Genomic DNA, 17,027 nt, shown 5'->3' on the forward strand with positions numbered 1-17,027 from the left:
CTGGGGAAGGATGGAAGGCGCCATGATTACTCACATCGCGCGTACGCGCGTGCGCGCGAGCTTCCGTATAAAGGGAGGCCGCATGACTTTCCGCATCGCGCACGCGCGCGCGGGAACCGCCGCACCTGAGCTATTTGGAGCAATCAGCTACGCTCGTACAGCCGGAGGTTGATGGCTGCCCGCTGGCGGCCCCTTCTCTGTCAGACGTGGGTCCGGGGTTTACAGGCGCAGGAACAGTAGACGCCACACCGTACTTGGCACCGTCAAACTGCAGGAGCTGGGTTCTGTCCATGCTCTCCATGGACCCGTCGTCCTTTGCGTTGACTCCAGCAGATCTAAACTCGAGGTTTGGCCAGCCTTCGTGGCTCGCCTCGATTGCATGCAGCTCCCCCTTCCAGTTGGAGCATTTGTCCTTTTCGCAATAGCCGCTCCCCGTGGCATCGGTGCTAGTCGGCCCGTTCCATACGACCGCGACGCTACCGTTCACATCTGCGATAAGGGACCCATAGCTATCCACGACACCTTGACCGATGTCCGTTGCCGATAGGAATACCGCTGGGTGACTGCCCAAAGGAAAGAGCTCGGCAGTGCCTCCGAGCTTTCCATAAGCGCCAAACGTGGTGATGGCGTCACTCCAGGAGGTCATCACCCAATTGCCTTGCTGCTTGGTAAGCACGGCAGAACTCAAAGAAACACCACACGCGTGACAATCGCCCGAAAGCGCGTAACTGACCAAGACAAAGCGGGAACTGGACGAGCCCACTGCGTACGGCGCTGAGGTGTAGACCAACTCTGGCCTGACGGGCTTCCCATCGCCGTTCACGCCCGGAGGAAGTTGCCGCAGCACCGCATTGGCATCGAATGGGTCTGCGACAGCGACCTGCGGGGCCGCAGGACCCTGATGCGCCCCCGTCAGTCCCGAGTCGGTTGCCGCCTTACTCTGCGCACCAGCTGTCGGCTCCTCGTACGGAGGCCGAGAATCAGCTTGGGCCGATCCATCCGATTCCCCAACGTTCACGATGTCCATGGAGCAAACATCGCTCCATGAGGAACCCGGCGCTTCACAGGTCTTGCCCACCGCGATCGATACATCTCGCTGAGCCGTGTCGTTTGGCCATACCCGACCAGAACAAAGCGGTCCGCTGTTGGCCGAGCCGCCCGTCTGATTGACCAGCTTGACCACCACGCACTGCGACCCCGGCGTCCATCCCGTGTTGGTGAACTGGCATTGCCCGTGACCTAGGCCATTCACTTGGCAGCGCGCCTCAACGTGTTGGCCGATCTGAAGTGCGGGAACGAAGCACACCCCAAGCACCAGGCCAATAACCAAGACCGCGAACGACGATAGGGTGATGCTCACCGAACTCGACCGCTTCTTCTCCTCCCGATCCGCAGCAACCTTGAACGAACTCGGAGTGACCGCGATCGGCCGACCACACTTCGGGCAAGCCGGAGCCGCATCGCTAACGTCAGTCCCGCAATCAGGACACTTGATCAGAGCCATTTTCCCTCACCCCCTGTTGGTAGAACGGTCGTTACAAATCATCCGGCATAGTCTTCATCACTGACAGCCGGCGTTCCATCCACCATTCGGGCACTCCAGTGAGGGCGTGTAGCGGCCGTTCGGGACGATGTCAGTTGGCCAATAACTGGCACTTATTAGCTAAGTCGCGTGGCAAGCGCCAGCGCGCCGGGGGTATATCTGGGGGTACATCCTCGAAAGCCCTCTACAAACCTCATCAGATAAGACTTTTCGCGACCTATCACCTACCAAGGATTTACGAGGTTTTTGAAGTTCCAAGTCTGGTCCGCAAAACAGGATTTGGTCCGCAGTTACCGTAGATCCCGATGTAAATGAAGGCCGCCGACAGGCGGCTTTTTCATTTCCGTCATCCCGCCAGGTGCGGTGGTTCTGGAGTACACGTACCCACGCGCAACCATCCGCCCAAGAAAAAGGCGCCAGTTACCCCGGCGCCTTTTTCCGCGATATCGCAACGAAGCCTCAGGCAGCTTCGAGCGACGGATAGTCCGTATAGCCTTCGGCGCCCTTCGCGTAGAAGGTCTGCGGCACCCACGGGTTGAGCGGCGCATCGCGTTCGAGGCGCAGCGGCAGGTCGGGGTTCGAGATGAACAGCTTGCCGAAGGCGACGGCATCGGCATCGCCGCGGTCGAGCAGTTGCTGGGCCGTCTCCTTGGTCAACGATTCATTGGCGACGTACGGGCCGCCGAAGAGCTTCTTGAGTTGCGGTCCGAGACTGTCCTCGCCGATGGCTTCGCGTGCGCAGATGAAGGCGATCTTGCGCTTGCCGAGTTCCCTGGCGACATAGCCGAACGTGGCGAGCGGGTCCGAATCGCCCATCGAATGGGCATCGCGGCGCGGTGCCAGGTGCATGCCCACGCGGTCGGCGCCCCATACCTCGATGCACGCATCGGTCACTTCGAGCATCAGGCGCGCGCGGTTCTCGATCGGGCCACCATAGATGTCGGTGCGCTTGTTGGTGCTGTCCTGGAGGAACTGGTCCAGCAGGTAGCCGTTCGCACCATGAATCTCCACGCCGTCAAAGCCGGCGGCCTTCGCGTTTTCGGCGCCCTTCTTGTAGGCCGCGACGATGCCGCCGATTTCGCTGGTGTCGAGCGCGCGCGGGGTCACGTAGGGGCGCTCCGGGCGAACCAGGCTTACATGGCCCTGCGCCGCGATCGCGCTGGGCGCCACGGGCAATTCACCGTTGAGGAACATCGGGTCCGAGATGCGGCCCACGTGCCACAGCTGCAGGAAGATCCGGCCACCGGCTTCATGCACCGCCTGCGTCACCAGCTTCCAGCCTTCGACTTGTTCGTCGGACCAGATGCCTGGCGTGTCAGCATAGCCCACACCCTGCGGCGTGACCGAGGTCGCTTCGGACAGGATCAGTCCGGCCGACGCGCGTTCGCGGTAGTAGCTCGCCATCAACGCGTTGGGCACGCGTTCCTCGCCGGCGCGCGAGCGCGTGAGCGGCGCCATGAACACGCGGTTCTTCAACGTCAGGTCGCCGATCTGGATAGGGTCGAAAAGATTTGCCATGTGTCGTTTCCAGTGAATGCGGGGAAATACCCGGTCTCGCGAACAGCGCCTCAGAGGCCGGTGTTGATGTGTGCCAGGAAGGCCTGGATCACGTCTTCGTTACGCTTGAAATACACCCATTGCCCGATGTTGCGGGTCGTCACGAGTTCCGCGCGCTGCAACGTCGCCAGATGCGCCGACACGGTCGACTGCGACAGCCCGCAGCGACCATGGAGCTGACCCGCGCAGACGCCATTCGCAATCGGATGCGCCTGCTCCGGGAAATAGCGCTCAGGCTCCTTGAGCCATTGCAGGATTTCCCGTCGGATCGGGTTTGCCAGTGCCTTGTGGATTGCGTCGATGTCCATGGAGGTCAGCCAAGCGCTCGGGGGCGATAGCGCATATCGTCAGGGTTCGAATTATATATCGTAAAAATACGATATGCACGCATGGATTGATCCGAAGCTCAGGCGATTTCGGCCAGGGACCGTCACGCGGTCAAGCCGGCCAGGTGCCCTCTATGGCGGACCGCATCGCCGGACGGCATTGGCGACAGATGGACGGCAGCCTCCCTGGCGTTGTCGTTGGAAACCCGGCAATGGCAATCACTTGCTCCCAAGGGCATCTAGCCGGATGCTTGCGCCCTCGCCGCCGGCCGGCGCTGATGCGGACTGCCCATGGAACTGCCGATTACCATGATCATCAAGGCGCTCTGGGTCCTGTTCGTGCTCTATTGGCTGTGGGGCTGGCGGAGGGTCAAGGGCGCCAGTCGCAGCGAGCCGTTGCTACCGCGCCTGTTCAAGTACTGGTTGCCCCTGGCGGTGGCTATCTGGCTGCTATTTCCCAGTGAGGAAGCCGAAGGCTGGATGATGACGGCGCGGATGTATCCGCATTCGCAGGCCATCGCCGTGCTTGGCATGCTGATGGTGATCGTCGGCATCGGTTTCGCCTGCTGGGCGCGCCACGTGATCGGCAGTAACTGGAGCTCGGAGGTCCAGGTAAAGCAGGACCATGAGCTGGTCGAGCGAGGGCCGTATGGCCTGGTGCGTCATCCGATCTATACAGGACTGCTGCTGGCCTTTCTCGGCACGGCGGTGGCTGTCGGCGAGTGGCATGGGCTGGTCGCCGTGGCCATCATCGCGGTGTCATTCTGGTTCAAGCTGCGGCTGGAAGAGCGCTGGATGCGTGAAAGCTTCGGCGAGACGTACGTGAATTACATGCGCCGGGTGAAGGCCTTGATCCCCGGCGTGCTTTGAAACCCGCTGCCGCGTCGGTATCCGGGCGATGAAGCGATGCGTCGAACCCGCCATAAAAAAGCCCCGCACAGGGCGGGGCTTTTGTCTTCCCTTACGCCGGAATGGCCAGCATGGGATTGAGGGCTGGAGTGGTATCGAGCCGGCTCCGATAGGTTGCCTCGGTCTCCTGATATAGACCCGACCATGGGTTCAACACATAACCGTCCCTGGGCTCATGAGAGACACGCCTGTCGTCATGTCCTTGCGCCGCGTTGGCAAACAGCGCATCAAGGGTCGTCGAATCCATATGCACTCCTCGTTTGTTCGTGGCGGGGAGTTCAGCCTATCGTGACGATTGTTGGCGACCAGTTAAAGGAATCGCCCTTTTCGGCCAACACGAAATTTATGAGTCTGGCTCGCTATCCGGCGACGCCAGGAATCCGCGCAAGGCATGACGGACGTCCATACCGCTTGAGACAGCTCGGCCGCCTGGCCAAGCACGACGCATCGCCTCAAGGGTTGAGGTCGTAGCGCAAGGTGGTCTGCACGCGCTGCCCCTGCCCGCGCAAATCCGTCAGCGCGATGTTCTGGCCCCACAGGTACTCGATGCCCAGCATGGCTCGCTGGCTGAACTGCCAGGCGAGATTGACCGATGCGAACTTGGTGCTCTTGGGCAGATCCTGATCGAGCTGCAAAGCGGAACCCGGACTGATGCGCAGGTAGCCATAGGATGCGCTGGAACTCAGCGAATCGGTCCAGCCATGCGTATAGCCGACACCCCAGCCGCGCGCCCTGATCGCCCGTAACTGGCCGCTATTGGTGAAGGCGGCATCCAACCCCAGGCCGGAAATGTCCTGCAGGAAATTGGCATACCCTCTGCCACTGCTTACCCACCCCTGTGCGCTGTCACGCTCGAACACCTTGGTGCTGCCGGTCAATTGCGTTGCATAGGCGCTGGTGCGCACGGTCTTTCCGTCGGTCGAATCCTGCATGCCGAGATCGCGCAACAGGTTGGCCCACTGGACATGCCAGTCGGGCGCCTCCCAGCGTAGCCCCAAGGTGAAATCGGCCAGGCGCGAATATGGCGAAAAACCGTTGGTCGAGGTGATATCCGCATTGGGCTTCTCCATCGATAACGGCAAGGTCAGCGTGCCTGCTTCGGACTTGTAGAGCACCGGCGAGAAACGCAGCTGCGGGCCGTACTTGAAGGTAAACGAGTTAGGCCCTTCGTAGTCGAGCGTATTGGGGAATACGTCGATGTCGGTAAACGCAGAGATGTTGTAGCCGGCGAGCAAGGTGTAATGCTCGTTGTCCAGCTCGCCGTAGAAGTACTGCAGGTTGTACGGCATGTCACCGGTGCCGCTGCCGAAGAAGTTGTTCTTGTAGACCACCTTCAAGGTGCCGTAATCGGTATCGCGCCGGAAATCCATGCGGAAAATACTCTGCCTGGCGCTGAGGTTGGTCCGCCAGCCGCTGCCGTAGAACGGCTGTCCGCGCACGGGAATGGATGAAGGCACGAACAAATCCTGCGACCCCATGTAGGTGTTGTCGAGCATGGTGTCGAGCTGGGCCACCAGGTCCAGCTTGAGAAGGTTGCCGGTATTGCCCAATGACACATAGCCTTCGGGCAACGGCTCGGCCACGCCCGCCGGCGCCGATGGCGGGCGATACGGCGCAGGCACCGCAGGCTGCGGTGCCGTCGCCGACGCCAGTGACGCGGCGGGCGTCTGCGGCGCGGCGACCGCCGCAGGTGTCGATGAGGCCGTCTTCTCCTGCGACGACGCCTTGGCTTCCAGCTCGTCGAGGCGCTGTTGCATCTTCTGCATCACCTGCTGCTGCGCCTGCATCTGTTGGCGCATCTGCAGGATCTGCGCTTTCAGGTCATCCGTTGAATCGGTCGACTGCGCCAACAACGCCTGTGTCGGCGCCAGCAGGGTGCAACCAAGGATAACGGCGCTCAAGGCATGCTTCCGACCTACCAGTCCTTGTCGTAGCCGCATCGGGTCACTCCTGTTTGAACAGCAACCGCCGGCCCCACCTGTCATGCTGCGCGCCAGTTGCCTTGTCCCATCAGCGTGGAACGTCGGCCATCTGGCACGGCTATAACCCGCTACGAGCGGGATTCGCTGCATGAAAACGGCCATTGCCCGCTAACGGCAAGACACTGAGATACCACGGCTTTCCCTGCATCGATTAGAGCCGAGAATTTGTAGAAGTGCCGTGAACCCGCGGGGCACGTCAAGGCATCAAAATCGATGGCGGCGATGAGATCGATAACGCCAACACGAGAGCGCGACAAGCGTACGAATGCAGGCCTGTCCCGATGTTGCGCGCCATGCCCGTCGACGGAGTCGTCCCCTGCACGTCAACCGGCGGTACCGGCCAGGAACAGGCATGCGGATAAAAAAGCCCAGCGTTTGCTGGGCTGGAAATTGGTGACCCCGGCGCGATTCGAACGCGCGACCTGCCGCTTAGGAGGCGACCGCTCTATCCAGCTGAGCTACGGGGCCAGCCGCATAAGGATAGCGGGGACCTGGCCAAAGCGAAACCGAAAGGCCCAACCTGCCGCTCGACCCACGACGCATCGCCGGCCTGCGCGCAGGACACCACCGGGCCATCGGCTGGGGGCCCAGTGACATGAGCACGTAAATATCGCCGCGCTTGTCTTTCTGGTTCCCCCGGAAGCGGCTACAGTCAACCTCGAAGGACGAGCCGTGGTCAGCCGGGTTGTCTGCAGCTTCCCGGTCGCCATGAACGCCTCGCCATCACCCACCCGATGGATATCGTGTTGCAAGACTGGGGCCAGTGAAAATGAGCGACTTGCACGCCGATCTTGACGCTATTCTCCGGCCCGCGCTGGAGCAGTCCAGCATATCGGTTGTCCTTGTCGACGAAGCCAACAGGATCCTGTTTTTCAATCAGGCCGCCGAGCACCTGTGGGGCTACCGGCGCGACGAAGTGCTTGGCCAAGACATGCAACTGCTGCTGCCGCCAGACCTGCACGTGACGCATGACGATTACGTGCGCAAGAACCGGGCCGGTGGCGAAAACCGGCTCGATGGCTCAACCCGCGAAGTGCTGATGGAGCACAGGGATGGCCGACAGCTATGGGCCTCGCTCTCCCTGTCGAAGGTCGACCTCGGCGGGCGTATCCACTACATGGCGTTCGCACGTGATGTGTCGGCCGAAGTGGCCACGCGCGAGCAGAACCGATTGCTGCTGATGGCTGTCGACCACACCGACAAAGTGGTGTTCGTGCTCGACGAAGAACGACGCATCGTCCAGACCAATCGCGCATTCACCAAGCTATTCGGCTATACGAAAAGCGAGGCGATCGGCAAGGTCCCCAGCCAGTTCCTCGCCAGCCCGAGGGCGGACGAGACCGCGCTGGCTCGCCTGCGCAGCAGTGCATGGGGCGCCACCCCGTTTCACGAGGAGATCCTGGCCGTGGACAAGCATGGCCGGGACGTGTGGCTGCAGGTTTCGGTCAACCCCGTTTTTGACGACGCGAATGGCCATCGGGTCAGAAACCTGGTGGTGGCCTTGTCCGACATCACCGAGGACCGACGGATCCGGGATCTGGAACGGGACATGCTGGCGGCGCTGACCAGCAACCTGTCCTTCATGGAGCTGGGGGAATACCTGTGCCGGCGCATCGAGTTGATCACGCCCGGTGTCGTGGCGACGCTCACCCGCGTCGCCGATGGCCGGATCCATCACTGGGCCGCGCCCCATTTTTCGTCCGTCTACACCACGGCGCTGGATGGCATGCGCATCGGAGAGGGCGTAGCGAGTTGTGGCACCGCGGCCCACCGTGGTGAGCCGGTGATGGTCTACGACATCGACACCGACCCGCTGTGGGCATCCTATAAGCATTTCGTCCTGCCCCTTGGCCTGCATGCGTGCTGGTCGTATCCGGTCAAGCGACGCAATGGCAGTGTCGCCGCCACGTTTGCGTTTTACTTCCGCGAAGGCGGCACGCCCGATGTCTACCTGGAACGCATTGCCCACGCCAGCGTGCATTTGTGCGCGCTGGCGATAGAGCGTGAGGAGAACCGGCAGCGATTGACCCAATTGGTGCAGTTCGACACGCTGACGGGCTTGCCGAACCGGAACCAGTTGCACCACCTCATCGACGAACGGCTGACGTCCAGCGCCGCGCAAGGAATTTTCTTCTTCTGCATCGACGTGGATCGCTTCAAGGACATCAATGACACGCTAGGCCACGCGGCCGGCGATCGCGCGCTGGTGGCGATAGCCAATCGGATCCAGAAACATCTGGTGCCCGGTCAAATCCTTTGCCGGGCCGAAGGCGATCTGTTCGTCATCGTGGCGCCTGGCGGCGACGTCAACGGGGCATCGCTGATGGCTGAGCGCCTGCAAAATACCATCAGCGCGCCAATTGAAATCGACGGCCATCAGTTGAGCCTGTCGGCCAGCGTGGGTATCAGCCACTACCCTGGGGACGATGATGGCCGGGACATTTTGCTGGCCAAGGCCAAGCAGGCCATGTACCAGGCCAAGAAATCCGGTGGCGGCGGCTATCGGTTCTTCGATTCCGAAATGAACCTGATGGCCCATGACCGGCTGTTGATCGGTGCCGCACTCAAGCGCGCCATTGCCCATCGCGAGCTGTATATGTGTTACCAGCCGCAAGTACGCTCGGATACGGGCGAACTCTACGGCGTCGAGGCGCTGGTGCGTTGGCACGACGCCGAATTCGGCGAAATATCGCCCGAAAAACTTATCGGATTGGCGGAAGAGATCGGCGAAATCGAGCCTATCGGCCTATGGGCGCTGCACGAGGTTTGCCGACAAAGGGCCGCCTGGCGCGATGCCGGCGTGCCGGTACCGCTGGTGTCGGTGAACCTGTCGCCATTGAGCTTTCGCAACCGCGACCTGCCGACGTACATCGCGGGCCTGCTGCGCGACCATGACATGCCTGGGACCAGCCTGACCATCGAGATCACTGAAAGCGCAGCGATGACGCTAACCAGGGACATGCTGGAAATCGTGCACAAGATCCGCGCGCTGGGCGTCGGCCTATCGATGGACGATTTCGGCACGGGCTTTTCCAACCTGTCCAATCTCGCCAACCTGCCGGTCACCGAGATCAAGATCGATCGCAGCTTCATCGCTCAATGCCTGCAAGAAAGCCGCCTGCAGTCCTTGGTGATGGCGGTCATCGATATCGGCAAGAGCCTGGGCTTGACGGTCGTTGCCGAAGGCGTGGAAACCGAGGCGCAATGGGACTTGCTCAAGAAGCACCATTGCCCGGTCGTGCAGGGCTACTTTTTTTCCCGCCCGCTGGCTCCACGGGATATCCCTGCCTGGATTGATCACCGCAACAAGTCGCTCGCCCCGGGTCCGATCGCCTGACCGCCATGCGGGCAACCTGGCGGCGCATGGGAAAGGGGCACGTGGGGCATCGCCCGCGACATGGCCAACACCGGGGCAAACGGCTGAAATCCGCAGTGTAGCGCCCGCCGGCGCGATCCGGTTCCAGGGGACTGCTAGAATGACCGTTTACATCCCGGCGCCCTCCCCCGCGCCCCGGTCTTGGAGCCAAGCATGTCCCATGAAATCCTCACCGCACTCGGTCTCGGCAGCACGCAGTCGGGTACGTACCTCGGCCAAGGCGAATGGTCCAAGACCATCGACGCCGGTACCCTGCAGCCGGTCAATCCGGCTACCGGCGAAGTGATCGCTTCGGTGCATGCCTCCAGTGCGGCGGACTACGACGTCATCGTCAAGCGTGCGCAGGAAGCGTTCAAGGTGTGGCGCACCACGCCGGCCCCGCGTCGCGGCGAAGCCGTGCGCCTGTGTGGCGAGGCGCTGCGCAAGCACAAGGATGCGCTCGGCTCGCTGGTCGCGCTGGAAATGGGCAAGATCAAGCCCGAGGGCGACGGCGAAGTGCAGGAGATGATCGACATCGCCGACTTCGCAGTGGGCCAGAGCCGCATGCTGTATGGCTATACCATGCACTCGGAGCGCCCGGGCCATCGCATGTACGACCAGTACCACCCGCTGGGCCTGGTCGGCATCATCAGCGCGTTCAACTTCCCGGTCGCGGTGTGGGCGTGGAATGCGTTCCTCGCTGCCATTGCCGGCGATATCTGCATCTGGAAGCCGTCGCCGAAGACCCCGCTGTCGGCCATCGCCACCATGAAGATCGTCAACGAGGCGCTGAAGGAAGGCGGCTTCCCGGACATCTTCTTCCTGTTCAACGACGCCGGTGTCGAGCTGTCGCAGGCCTTCGTGGACGATCACCGCATTCCACTGATCAGCTTCACCGGCTCGACCAAGGTGGGCCGCCACGTGGGCGAGCGCGTGGCCAAGCGCATGGGCCGTTCGCTGCTGGAGCTGGGCGGCAACAACGCCATCATCCTGGACGAGAGCGCGGACCTGAAGCTGGCCATCCCGGCCATCGTGTTCGGCGCCGTCGGCACCGCCGGCCAGCGCTGCACCACCACGCGCCGCCTGTTCGTGCACGAGTCGATCATCAAGGACGTCACCGACAAGCTGGTCACTGCCTACAAGCAGGTGGAAGGCAAGATCGGCGACCCGACCCTCGCCACCACGCTGATGGGCCCGCTCAACAGCAAGGAGGCCGTGCAGGCCTATCTGGCTGCGGTGGAGAAGGCCAAGGCCGCCGGCGGCAGCGTGCTCACCGGCGGCGCCGCGCTCAGCGACCGCCCCGGCAACTTCGTGCTGCCGACCATCGTCACCGGCGTGAAGAACAGCGACGAGGTGGTGCAGACGGAAACCTTCGCGCCGATCCTCTACGTGATGCCGTTCAAGACGCTGGACGAAGCCATCGAGCTGCAGAACAGCGTGCCGCAGGGCCTGTCCTCGGCCATCTTCACGCAGAACCTGAAGTCGGCCGAGCAGTATCTGTCGGCGGCCGGCTCGGACTGCGGCATCGCCAACGTCAACATCGGCACCTCCGGTGCGGAAATCGGCGGCGCCTTCGGTGGCGAAAAGGAAACCGGCGGCGGCCGCGAGTCCGGCTCGGATGCGTGGAAGGTCTATATGCGTCGCCAGACCAACACCATCAACTACTCCAATTCGTTGCCGCTGGCGCAGGGCATCAAGTTCGATCTGTAAGACTGACGGCGGCCGGATTGGCTATGCCGGCCGCCTTTCTACACCGCTACGCTGCGCAGGACGTGCAACGCCATGAGCTACCAGCCTTCCGTTTACCGAAGCACCAATACGCTCTCCATCGCAAGCCTGGTATTCGGCATCACGGCATGGTGCGCCCTGCCTATGCTGGGTGCCGTGGTAGCCATCGTGTGCGGCCACCTGGCGCGCGCTGAAATCCGCCGCGCGCCGGCAGGTTCGATGGATGGCGATGGCATGGCCGTGGCCGGCCTGTTGCTTGGCTATCTGCAGCTGGCCTTTATCGCCTTGGCGATGCTGTTCGTGTTCGGCGCCCTGTTGCTCGGATTCGGCATCGCCTCCCACTTCCTGCACTGGTAAGCACTCATGAATACGACGCGGAATGGGACGGCCGAGTGTTCTTCGCCTTTCGATTTCCGCAGCTGTCGCATCGTCGCCGCTACTGGCCAGACGCTGCGGGTGGATAGTGGCCAGATCCTGACGAGGTGAACGCATGAGCGATCTCAAGCCTACCGAGCGCTTCAGTGATCGCGTCGCCGATTACGTGCGTTATCGCCCGGACTACCCCCAGGCCATGCTGGCGTGGTTGCAGGACGAGCATGGCGTGAACCCGCACGAATGGGTGGCCGACATCGGCGCGGGCACCGGCATTTCCAGCAAGCTGTTCCTCGATGGCGGCTACCACGTAATCGCGGTGGAACCCAATGCACCCATGCGTGCCGCCGCCGAGCAATGGCTGGGCGACCACGAGCGCTTCCGCATCGTCGACGGCCGCGCCACCGCCACCGGCCTGGATGACGCCAGCGTCGACCTGGTCATCGTGGCGCAGGCTTTCCACTGGTTCGACCAGAACGCGGCGCGGCGCGAGTTCCAGCGCATCCTGCGGCCGAATGGCCTGGTCGCCATCATCTGGAATTCGCGCCGGCTGGTGGGCACGCCGTTTCTTGAAGGCTACGAAGCGTTGCTGAAGACCTACGGCACGGATTACACCAGCGTCGCCGAGCGTTACGGCGATGAACCCCAGATGCGCGCATGGTTCGGCGAAGGTTATCTCGGCATGGGTCGTTTCGATCACGGCCAGAAGCTGGATTTCGAGGCCTTGAGTGGCCGCCTGATGTCTTCGTCGTATGCGCCGCGCGCCGGCCATCCTTCCCATGAGCCGATGATGCAGGCCCTGCGCGAGCTGTTCGACCGCTGCGCCGTCGACGGCCGCATCGGCTTTGACTATGACACTGTCGTTTATGTGGGCAAGGTGCCCTGACCATGTATGACCTGATCCGCCCCTTGTTGTTTGCGCTCGATGCGGAAAACGCCCATCGCCTGACGTTGTACGGGCTCGATGTGGCCCAGCGCAGCAACTTCATCCACCTGATCGCCAAGCCGCCGGCCGAGCTACCGACCACCGCGTTTGGCATCCGCTTCCCCAACCCGGTGGGGCTGGCGGCGGGCCTGGACAAGAATGCCGACCATCTCGACGCGCTGGGCGCGCTGGGTTTCGGCTTTGTCGAAGTGGGTACCACCACGCCGCGTCCGCAGCCCGGCAACGACAAGCCGCGCATGTTCCGCCTGCCCCGCCACGAGGCGGTGATCAACCGGCTGGGCTTCAACAACGACGGCGTCGATGCGCTGGTGCGCAACGTGCGGCAGTCGAGTTATCGCGGCGTGCTGGGCATCAATATCGGCAAGAACAAGGACACCCCCAACGACCAGGCGGTGGACGACTACCTGTTCTGCCTGCAGCGCGTGTATGCGCTCGCCAGCTACGTCACGGTCAACATCTCCTCGCCCAACACCCAGGGCCTGCGCGACCTGCAGGAGGAAGCCACGCTGCGCCGTTTCATCGAAACGCTGCGCGAGGCGCAGGAGCGTCTCGGTTCACAGGCGGGCGCGCGCAAGCCGATGCTGCTGAAGATCGCCCCCGACCTGAGCGAGACCGAACTCGACGCCATTGCCGAGGTGTTGCTTGCCGCTGGCGTGGACGGCGTGATCTGCACCAATACCACCATCGATCATTCGTCCGTGGCCAGCGATCCGCACGGCCATGAGATGGGCGGACTTTCCGGCAAGCCGCTGTTCGCACGCTCCACCGCGGTGTTGCGCGGCATGCGCAGGCGCGTGGGCGACCGCATCGGCATCATCGGCGTGGGTGGCATCCTGGATGGCAACGACGCAGCGGAGAAGATCGATGCCGGCGCCGCGCTGGTGCAACTGTATTCGGGCATGGTCTATCGCGGCCCGGCGCTGATCGCCGAATGCGTGGAAGAAATCCGTCGCCAGCGAGAGGACACCCAGGGTGGTTGAGCGCATTGACATGGGTGGCTATACGCTGATCGAGAACGCTTCGCTGGCAAACCGCAATACGCTGCGCGTGGATGCGCGGGCCAGGCTGCTGGCCGAAGTGCGCGATGCCTCCAAGCTGCCCGAACTGCTGGACTTTCCCGCCGTGCGCAACGGTCGCCTGCTGGTGCTGGGCGAAGGCAGCAACATGCTGTTCACCGGTGACGTCGACGGTACCGTGCTGGCGATGGCCACCAGCGGCGTCCAGGTAGAACACGATGGCGACGTCGCGCGCATCGCGGTGGCCGCGGGCGAGCGCTGGGACGACTTCGTGCGCTGGACGCTGGGCCAGGGTTTCGCCGGGCTGGAAAACCTGATCCTGATTCCCGGCACCGTCGGCGCCGCCCCCATCCAGAACATCGGCGCCTACGGCACCGAAGTGGCCGAATTCATCGAAAGCGTGGAAGCATGGGATACGCAGGAGCGCCGCGTGGCGACACTCGACCGCACGGCCTGCGCGTTCGCCTACCGCGACTCGCTGTTCAAGCAGCAGCCGGGCCGCTACATCGTCACCGCCGTGCGCTTTGCCCTGCCCCGCACGCGCGAGCTGCGGCTGGACTACGCCGGCATCCGCGAAGAACTCGCCCGCATGGGCGTGGCCAAGCCGGCGCCGTTCCATGTGGCCGAAGCGGTGGTGCACCTGCGCACGCGCAAGCTGCCCGACCCTGCCGTGATCGGCAATGCCGGCAGTTTCTTCAAGAATCCCATTGTCGACGCCAGCATCGGTGAGGCGCTCAAGCGCGAACATCCAGAGCTGGTCGCCTGGGTTGGCAACGATGGTCGCTGGAAACTGTCAGCCGCGTGGCTGATCGAAACCAGCGGCTTCAAGGGCCAGCGCGATGGCGACGCCGGCATTTCCAACCGGCATGCGCTGGTGCTGGTCAATCATGGCCGCGCCACCGGCGCCGAGCTGTGGGCGTTCGCCCAGCGCGTGATCGAAGGCGTGCAGGCAAGGTTCGGCGTGCGGCTGGAGCCCGAACCGATCGTGGTCTAACCGGCGGCGCGCTTCGGCTCGCGCCGCCCCGCGGCTTCAGGCCTTCGCCCGTGCGGCCACGCGCGGGCCATCCAGCGATGGCAGGAACACCGTGATCACGCCGATCAGCGGCAGGTACGCGCACAACCCGTAGACGTACTCGATGCCACGCGCATCGGCGATGTGCCCCAGCACGGCGGCGCCGATGCCGCCCATGCCGAAGGCGAAGCCGAAGAACAGGCCCGAGATCATGCCCACGCGGCCGGGAATCAGCTCCTGCGCGTAGACCAGGATGGCCGAGAACGCGGAGGACAGGATCAGGCCGATGATCACCGTAAGCACGCCGGTCCAGAACAGGCTGGCATGCGGCAGCAGCAGCGTGAACGGCGCCACGCCGAGGATCGACGCCCAGATCACCCACTTCCTGCCGACGCGGTCGCCGATGGGGCCGCCGAACAGCGAACCGGCCGCTACCGCGAACAGGAACACGAACAGATGGGCCTGTGCGTTCTGCACCGACACGCCGAACTTGTGGATCAGGTAGAAGGTGAAATAGCTGCTGAGGCTCGCCAGGTAGAAGTACTTGGAGAAGATCAGCAGGCCGAGGATCAGCAGCGACCAGGCCACCTTGGCGCGGGTCAGCACCACTGCCGAGGCATGCCGCGCCTTCGCTTTGCCGCGCACCGCGTGGTGAGTGCCGTACCAGCGACTCACCTGCAGCAGCACCACGATGGCCAGCAACGCGGCCAGCGAGAACCACGCCACGCTGCCGCGCCCATGCGGCACGATGATCCACGCCGCCAGCAACGGCCCCAGCGAGGCGCCCGCATTGCCGCCCACCTGGAACAGTGACTGGGCCAGGCCGTGCCGCCCGCCGGATGCCATGCGCGCCACGCGCGACGACTCGGGATGGAACACCGACGAACCGGTGCCCACCAGGGCGGCCGCCGCCAGCAGCACGGGGAAGTTCGGCGCCACCGCCAGCAACAGCAGGCCGCATAGCGAGAAGCCCATGCCCACCGGCAGGGAATACGGCATCGGCTTCTTGTCGGTGATCATGCCGACCGCCGGCTGCAGCAGCGAGGCGGTGAGCTGGTAGGTCAGCGTGATCAGGCCGATCTGGCCGAAACTCAGCGAAAAATCGCTCTTGAGCACCGGATAGATCGCCAGGATCAGCGACTGGATCATGTCGTTGAGCAGGTGCGAAAAGCTGATGGCACCCAGGATGCGAAATTCGGTACCGGACTCGGCGCGGGCAGCGGGAGCCGACGACAGCGGCAGGTCTTCAACGCGGGTTTGCATGGGGACGTGGGGGCTCAGTGACTGGGGGATGCGGCAGAGCGTCGCGGTTGCTTCGCCAAGGCGGCCACCTTAAAGTGAGGTTGGCCGGCCCGCACACGTCAGCGGGTCAATTTCTATTGAATTTGGGCCAACCCATGCGTAACGCCCGTGCCGACGCTTTCGAAAACACTCCACGCGACGTCATCGCGACCGGCAACGATTACCCACCCCACTACGTGCTGGCCACCCACTCGCATCGGCGTGGCCAATTGCTCTACGCCTCCACCGGCGTGCTGACCACCATCACCAGCGAGGGCAGCTGGGTGGTGCCGCCGCGTCGCGCGCTGTGGATTCCGGCGGGCATCGCGCACGAGGTGCACATGGGCGGCCCGGTCGCCACGCGCAGCGTCTATGTGACCCCCGACGCCGCGCTGGCCGCCGGCCTGCCCGGGCGCTGCCAAGTGATCGCCGTCTCGCCACTGCTGCACGAACTGCTGCAGGAAGCGGTGGATTTGCCCGCCGAGTACGACCTGGACGGCCGCGACGGGCGCGTCATGACGCTGTTGCTGGAAGAAATCCGCCGCATGCCGACGCTGCCGCTCAGCGCGCCGCTGCCGCACGAAAAGCGCCTGGCCAGCCTGTGCCGGGAACTGCTCGACCGGCCATCGCAGGAAGTGAAGATCGACGACATGGCGCGGCATGCCGGCATGAGCCGCCGCCACTTCACGCGCACGTTCCGCGATGAAACCGGCATGAGCTTCACCGCGTGGCGCCAGCAGGCGTGTCTGCTGGCCGCGCTGACCCGCCTGGGCAACGGCGAGCCGATCACCCAGGTGGCGGTGGAGCTGGGCTACGGCAGTCCCAGCGCATTCACCGCCGCCTTCCGCCGCGTGCTGGGTGCCGCGCCCAGCCGTTATCTCGCCACGCCGACAGCATGAACGCGCGCATCAGCGGCCGATGACGCATCGTTGGGCGTTGTCATGGGAATGACAGGCTTGTTGCGCACTATGTCCGGCAGGTAACAGCGCGAGTCGTGCTG

The 17,027-nt window shown here is 63.5% G+C and carries 14 protein-coding genes and 1 tRNA gene; 8 read left to right on the forward strand and 7 right to left on the reverse strand.

The window, feature by feature from the left end:
• Positions 1–130: 130 nt before the first annotated feature.
• The 3 genes from MJ606_RS09845 to MJ606_RS09855 form a co-directional block, all read right to left on the reverse strand.
• Positions 131–1,504: a zinc-ribbon domain-containing protein gene (locus MJ606_RS09845; RefSeq protein ID WP_243049348.1), complete on the reverse strand. Its 1,374-nt coding sequence runs from the start codon at positions 1,502–1,504 to the stop codon at positions 131–133.
• A gap of 498 nt (positions 1,505–2,002) precedes the next feature.
• Positions 2,003–3,061, reverse strand: a complete 1,059-nt coding sequence (locus MJ606_RS09850) for an alkene reductase (RefSeq protein WP_243049349.1) — start codon at positions 3,059–3,061, stop codon at positions 2,003–2,005.
• A gap of 50 nt (positions 3,062–3,111) precedes the next feature.
• A complete protein-coding gene (locus tag MJ606_RS09855) occupies positions 3,112–3,408 on the reverse strand; it encodes a metalloregulator ArsR/SmtB family transcription factor (protein ID WP_243049350.1) in 297 nt (98 codons plus the stop codon).
• A 309-nt stretch (positions 3,409–3,717) separates the two neighbouring features.
• Between MJ606_RS09855 and MJ606_RS09860 the strand changes: the two genes are divergently transcribed.
• Positions 3,718–4,296 carry an isoprenylcysteine carboxylmethyltransferase family protein gene (locus MJ606_RS09860; RefSeq protein WP_243049351.1) on the forward strand — a complete coding sequence of 193 codons (579 nt, stop codon included), beginning with the start codon at positions 3,718–3,720 and terminating at the stop codon, positions 4,294–4,296.
• Between the two features lie 91 nt (positions 4,297–4,387).
• On the opposite strand, the gene MJ606_RS09865 is transcribed toward MJ606_RS09860, so the two are convergent.
• The 3 genes from MJ606_RS09865 to MJ606_RS09875 form a co-directional block, all read right to left on the reverse strand.
• Positions 4,388–4,582 (reverse strand): hypothetical protein, encoded by a 195-nt coding sequence (locus tag MJ606_RS09865; RefSeq protein WP_243049352.1) that lies wholly within the window; start codon positions 4,580–4,582, stop codon positions 4,388–4,390.
• Between the two features lie 205 nt (positions 4,583–4,787).
• On the reverse strand, positions 4,788–6,236 hold the full coding sequence (locus MJ606_RS09870) for a DcaP family trimeric outer membrane transporter (RefSeq protein WP_243049353.1): 1,449 nt from the start codon (positions 6,234–6,236) through the stop codon (positions 4,788–4,790).
• Between the two features lie 472 nt (positions 6,237–6,708).
• Positions 6,709–6,785: transfer RNA gene (locus MJ606_RS09875), tRNA-Arg, on the reverse strand.
• 301 nt (positions 6,786–7,086) lie between these two features.
• Between MJ606_RS09875 and dosP the strand changes: the two genes are divergently transcribed.
• From dosP to murB, 6 genes are all read left to right on the forward strand, one after another.
• The gene (dosP, locus tag MJ606_RS09880; protein ID WP_243049354.1) at positions 7,087–9,654 is read left to right on the forward strand and encodes an oxygen-sensing cyclic-di-GMP phosphodiesterase DosP; all 2,568 of its coding nucleotides are present in this window, start codon (positions 7,087–7,089) and stop codon (positions 9,652–9,654) included.
• 192 nt (positions 9,655–9,846) lie between these two features.
• Positions 9,847–11,382, forward strand: coding sequence for an aldehyde dehydrogenase family protein (locus MJ606_RS09885; RefSeq protein WP_243049355.1), 1,536 nt, complete (start codon positions 9,847–9,849; stop codon positions 11,380–11,382).
• Between the two features lie 72 nt (positions 11,383–11,454).
• Positions 11,455–11,757, forward strand: a complete 303-nt coding sequence (locus MJ606_RS09890; RefSeq protein WP_243049356.1) for a DUF4190 domain-containing protein — start codon at positions 11,455–11,457, stop codon at positions 11,755–11,757.
• A 133-nt stretch (positions 11,758–11,890) separates the two neighbouring features.
• On the forward strand, positions 11,891–12,658 hold the full coding sequence (locus MJ606_RS09895) for a class I SAM-dependent methyltransferase (protein WP_243049357.1): 768 nt from the start codon (positions 11,891–11,893) through the stop codon (positions 12,656–12,658).
• A gap of 2 nt (positions 12,659–12,660) precedes the next feature.
• Positions 12,661–13,698, forward strand: a complete 1,038-nt coding sequence (locus tag MJ606_RS09900) for a quinone-dependent dihydroorotate dehydrogenase (RefSeq protein WP_243049358.1) — start codon at positions 12,661–12,663, stop codon at positions 13,696–13,698.
• Positions 13,699–13,708: 10 nt separating this feature from the next.
• Complete coding sequence (murB, locus tag MJ606_RS09905; RefSeq protein ID WP_243049572.1) at positions 13,709–14,728, forward strand: UDP-N-acetylmuramate dehydrogenase; 1,020 nt, start codon at positions 13,709–13,711, stop codon at positions 14,726–14,728.
• Positions 14,729–14,764: 36 nt separating this feature from the next.
• Here murB and MJ606_RS09910 read toward each other — a convergent pair whose 3' ends face one another.
• Positions 14,765–16,009 carry an MFS transporter gene (locus MJ606_RS09910; RefSeq protein ID WP_243049359.1) on the reverse strand — a complete coding sequence of 415 codons (1,245 nt, stop codon included), beginning with the start codon at positions 16,007–16,009 and terminating at the stop codon, positions 14,765–14,767.
• A gap of 134 nt (positions 16,010–16,143) precedes the next feature.
• Between MJ606_RS09910 and MJ606_RS09915 the strand changes: the two genes are divergently transcribed.
• The gene (locus MJ606_RS09915; RefSeq protein ID WP_243049360.1) at positions 16,144–16,926 is read left to right on the forward strand and encodes a helix-turn-helix transcriptional regulator; all 783 of its coding nucleotides are present in this window, start codon (positions 16,144–16,146) and stop codon (positions 16,924–16,926) included.
• Positions 16,927–17,027: the final 101 nt, after the last annotated feature.

The sequence above is a fragment of the Dyella sp. RRB7 genome (genome assembly GCF_022761115.1).
GTDB lineage: Bacteria > Pseudomonadota > Gammaproteobacteria > Xanthomonadales > Rhodanobacteraceae > Dyella.

What these genes read in the sequence shown, in the direction of transcription:
- MJ606_RS09845 (WP_243049348.1), bottom strand. Translation starts at nt 1,504, where the DNA reads ATGGCTCTGATCAAGTGTCCTGATTGCGGGACTGACGTTAGCGATGCG.
- MJ606_RS09850 (WP_243049349.1), bottom strand. Translation starts at nt 3,061, where the DNA reads ATGGCAAATCTTTTCGACCCTATCCAGATCGGCGACCTGACGTTGAAG.
- MJ606_RS09855 (WP_243049350.1), bottom strand. Translation starts at nt 3,408, where the DNA reads ATGGACATCGACGCAATCCACAAGGCACTGGCAAACCCGATCCGACGG.
- MJ606_RS09860 (WP_243049351.1), top strand. Translation starts at nt 3,718, where the DNA reads ATGGAACTGCCGATTACCATGATCATCAAGGCGCTCTGGGTCCTGTTC.
- MJ606_RS09865 (WP_243049352.1), bottom strand. Translation starts at nt 4,582, where the DNA reads ATGGATTCGACGACCCTTGATGCGCTGTTTGCCAACGCGGCGCAAGGA.
- dosP (WP_243049354.1), top strand. Translation starts at nt 7,087, where the DNA reads ATGAGCGACTTGCACGCCGATCTTGACGCTATTCTCCGGCCCGCGCTG.
- MJ606_RS09885 (WP_243049355.1), top strand. Translation starts at nt 9,847, where the DNA reads ATGTCCCATGAAATCCTCACCGCACTCGGTCTCGGCAGCACGCAGTCG.
- MJ606_RS09890 (WP_243049356.1), top strand. Translation starts at nt 11,455, where the DNA reads ATGAGCTACCAGCCTTCCGTTTACCGAAGCACCAATACGCTCTCCATC.
- MJ606_RS09895 (WP_243049357.1), top strand. Translation starts at nt 11,891, where the DNA reads ATGAGCGATCTCAAGCCTACCGAGCGCTTCAGTGATCGCGTCGCCGAT.
- MJ606_RS09900 (WP_243049358.1), top strand. Translation starts at nt 12,661, where the DNA reads ATGTATGACCTGATCCGCCCCTTGTTGTTTGCGCTCGATGCGGAAAAC.
- murB (WP_243049572.1), top strand. Translation starts at nt 13,709, where the DNA reads ATGGGTGGCTATACGCTGATCGAGAACGCTTCGCTGGCAAACCGCAAT.
- MJ606_RS09910 (WP_243049359.1), bottom strand. Translation starts at nt 16,009, where the DNA reads ATGCAAACCCGCGTTGAAGACCTGCCGCTGTCGTCGGCTCCCGCTGCC.
- MJ606_RS09915 (WP_243049360.1), top strand. Translation starts at nt 16,144, where the DNA reads ATGCGTAACGCCCGTGCCGACGCTTTCGAAAACACTCCACGCGACGTC.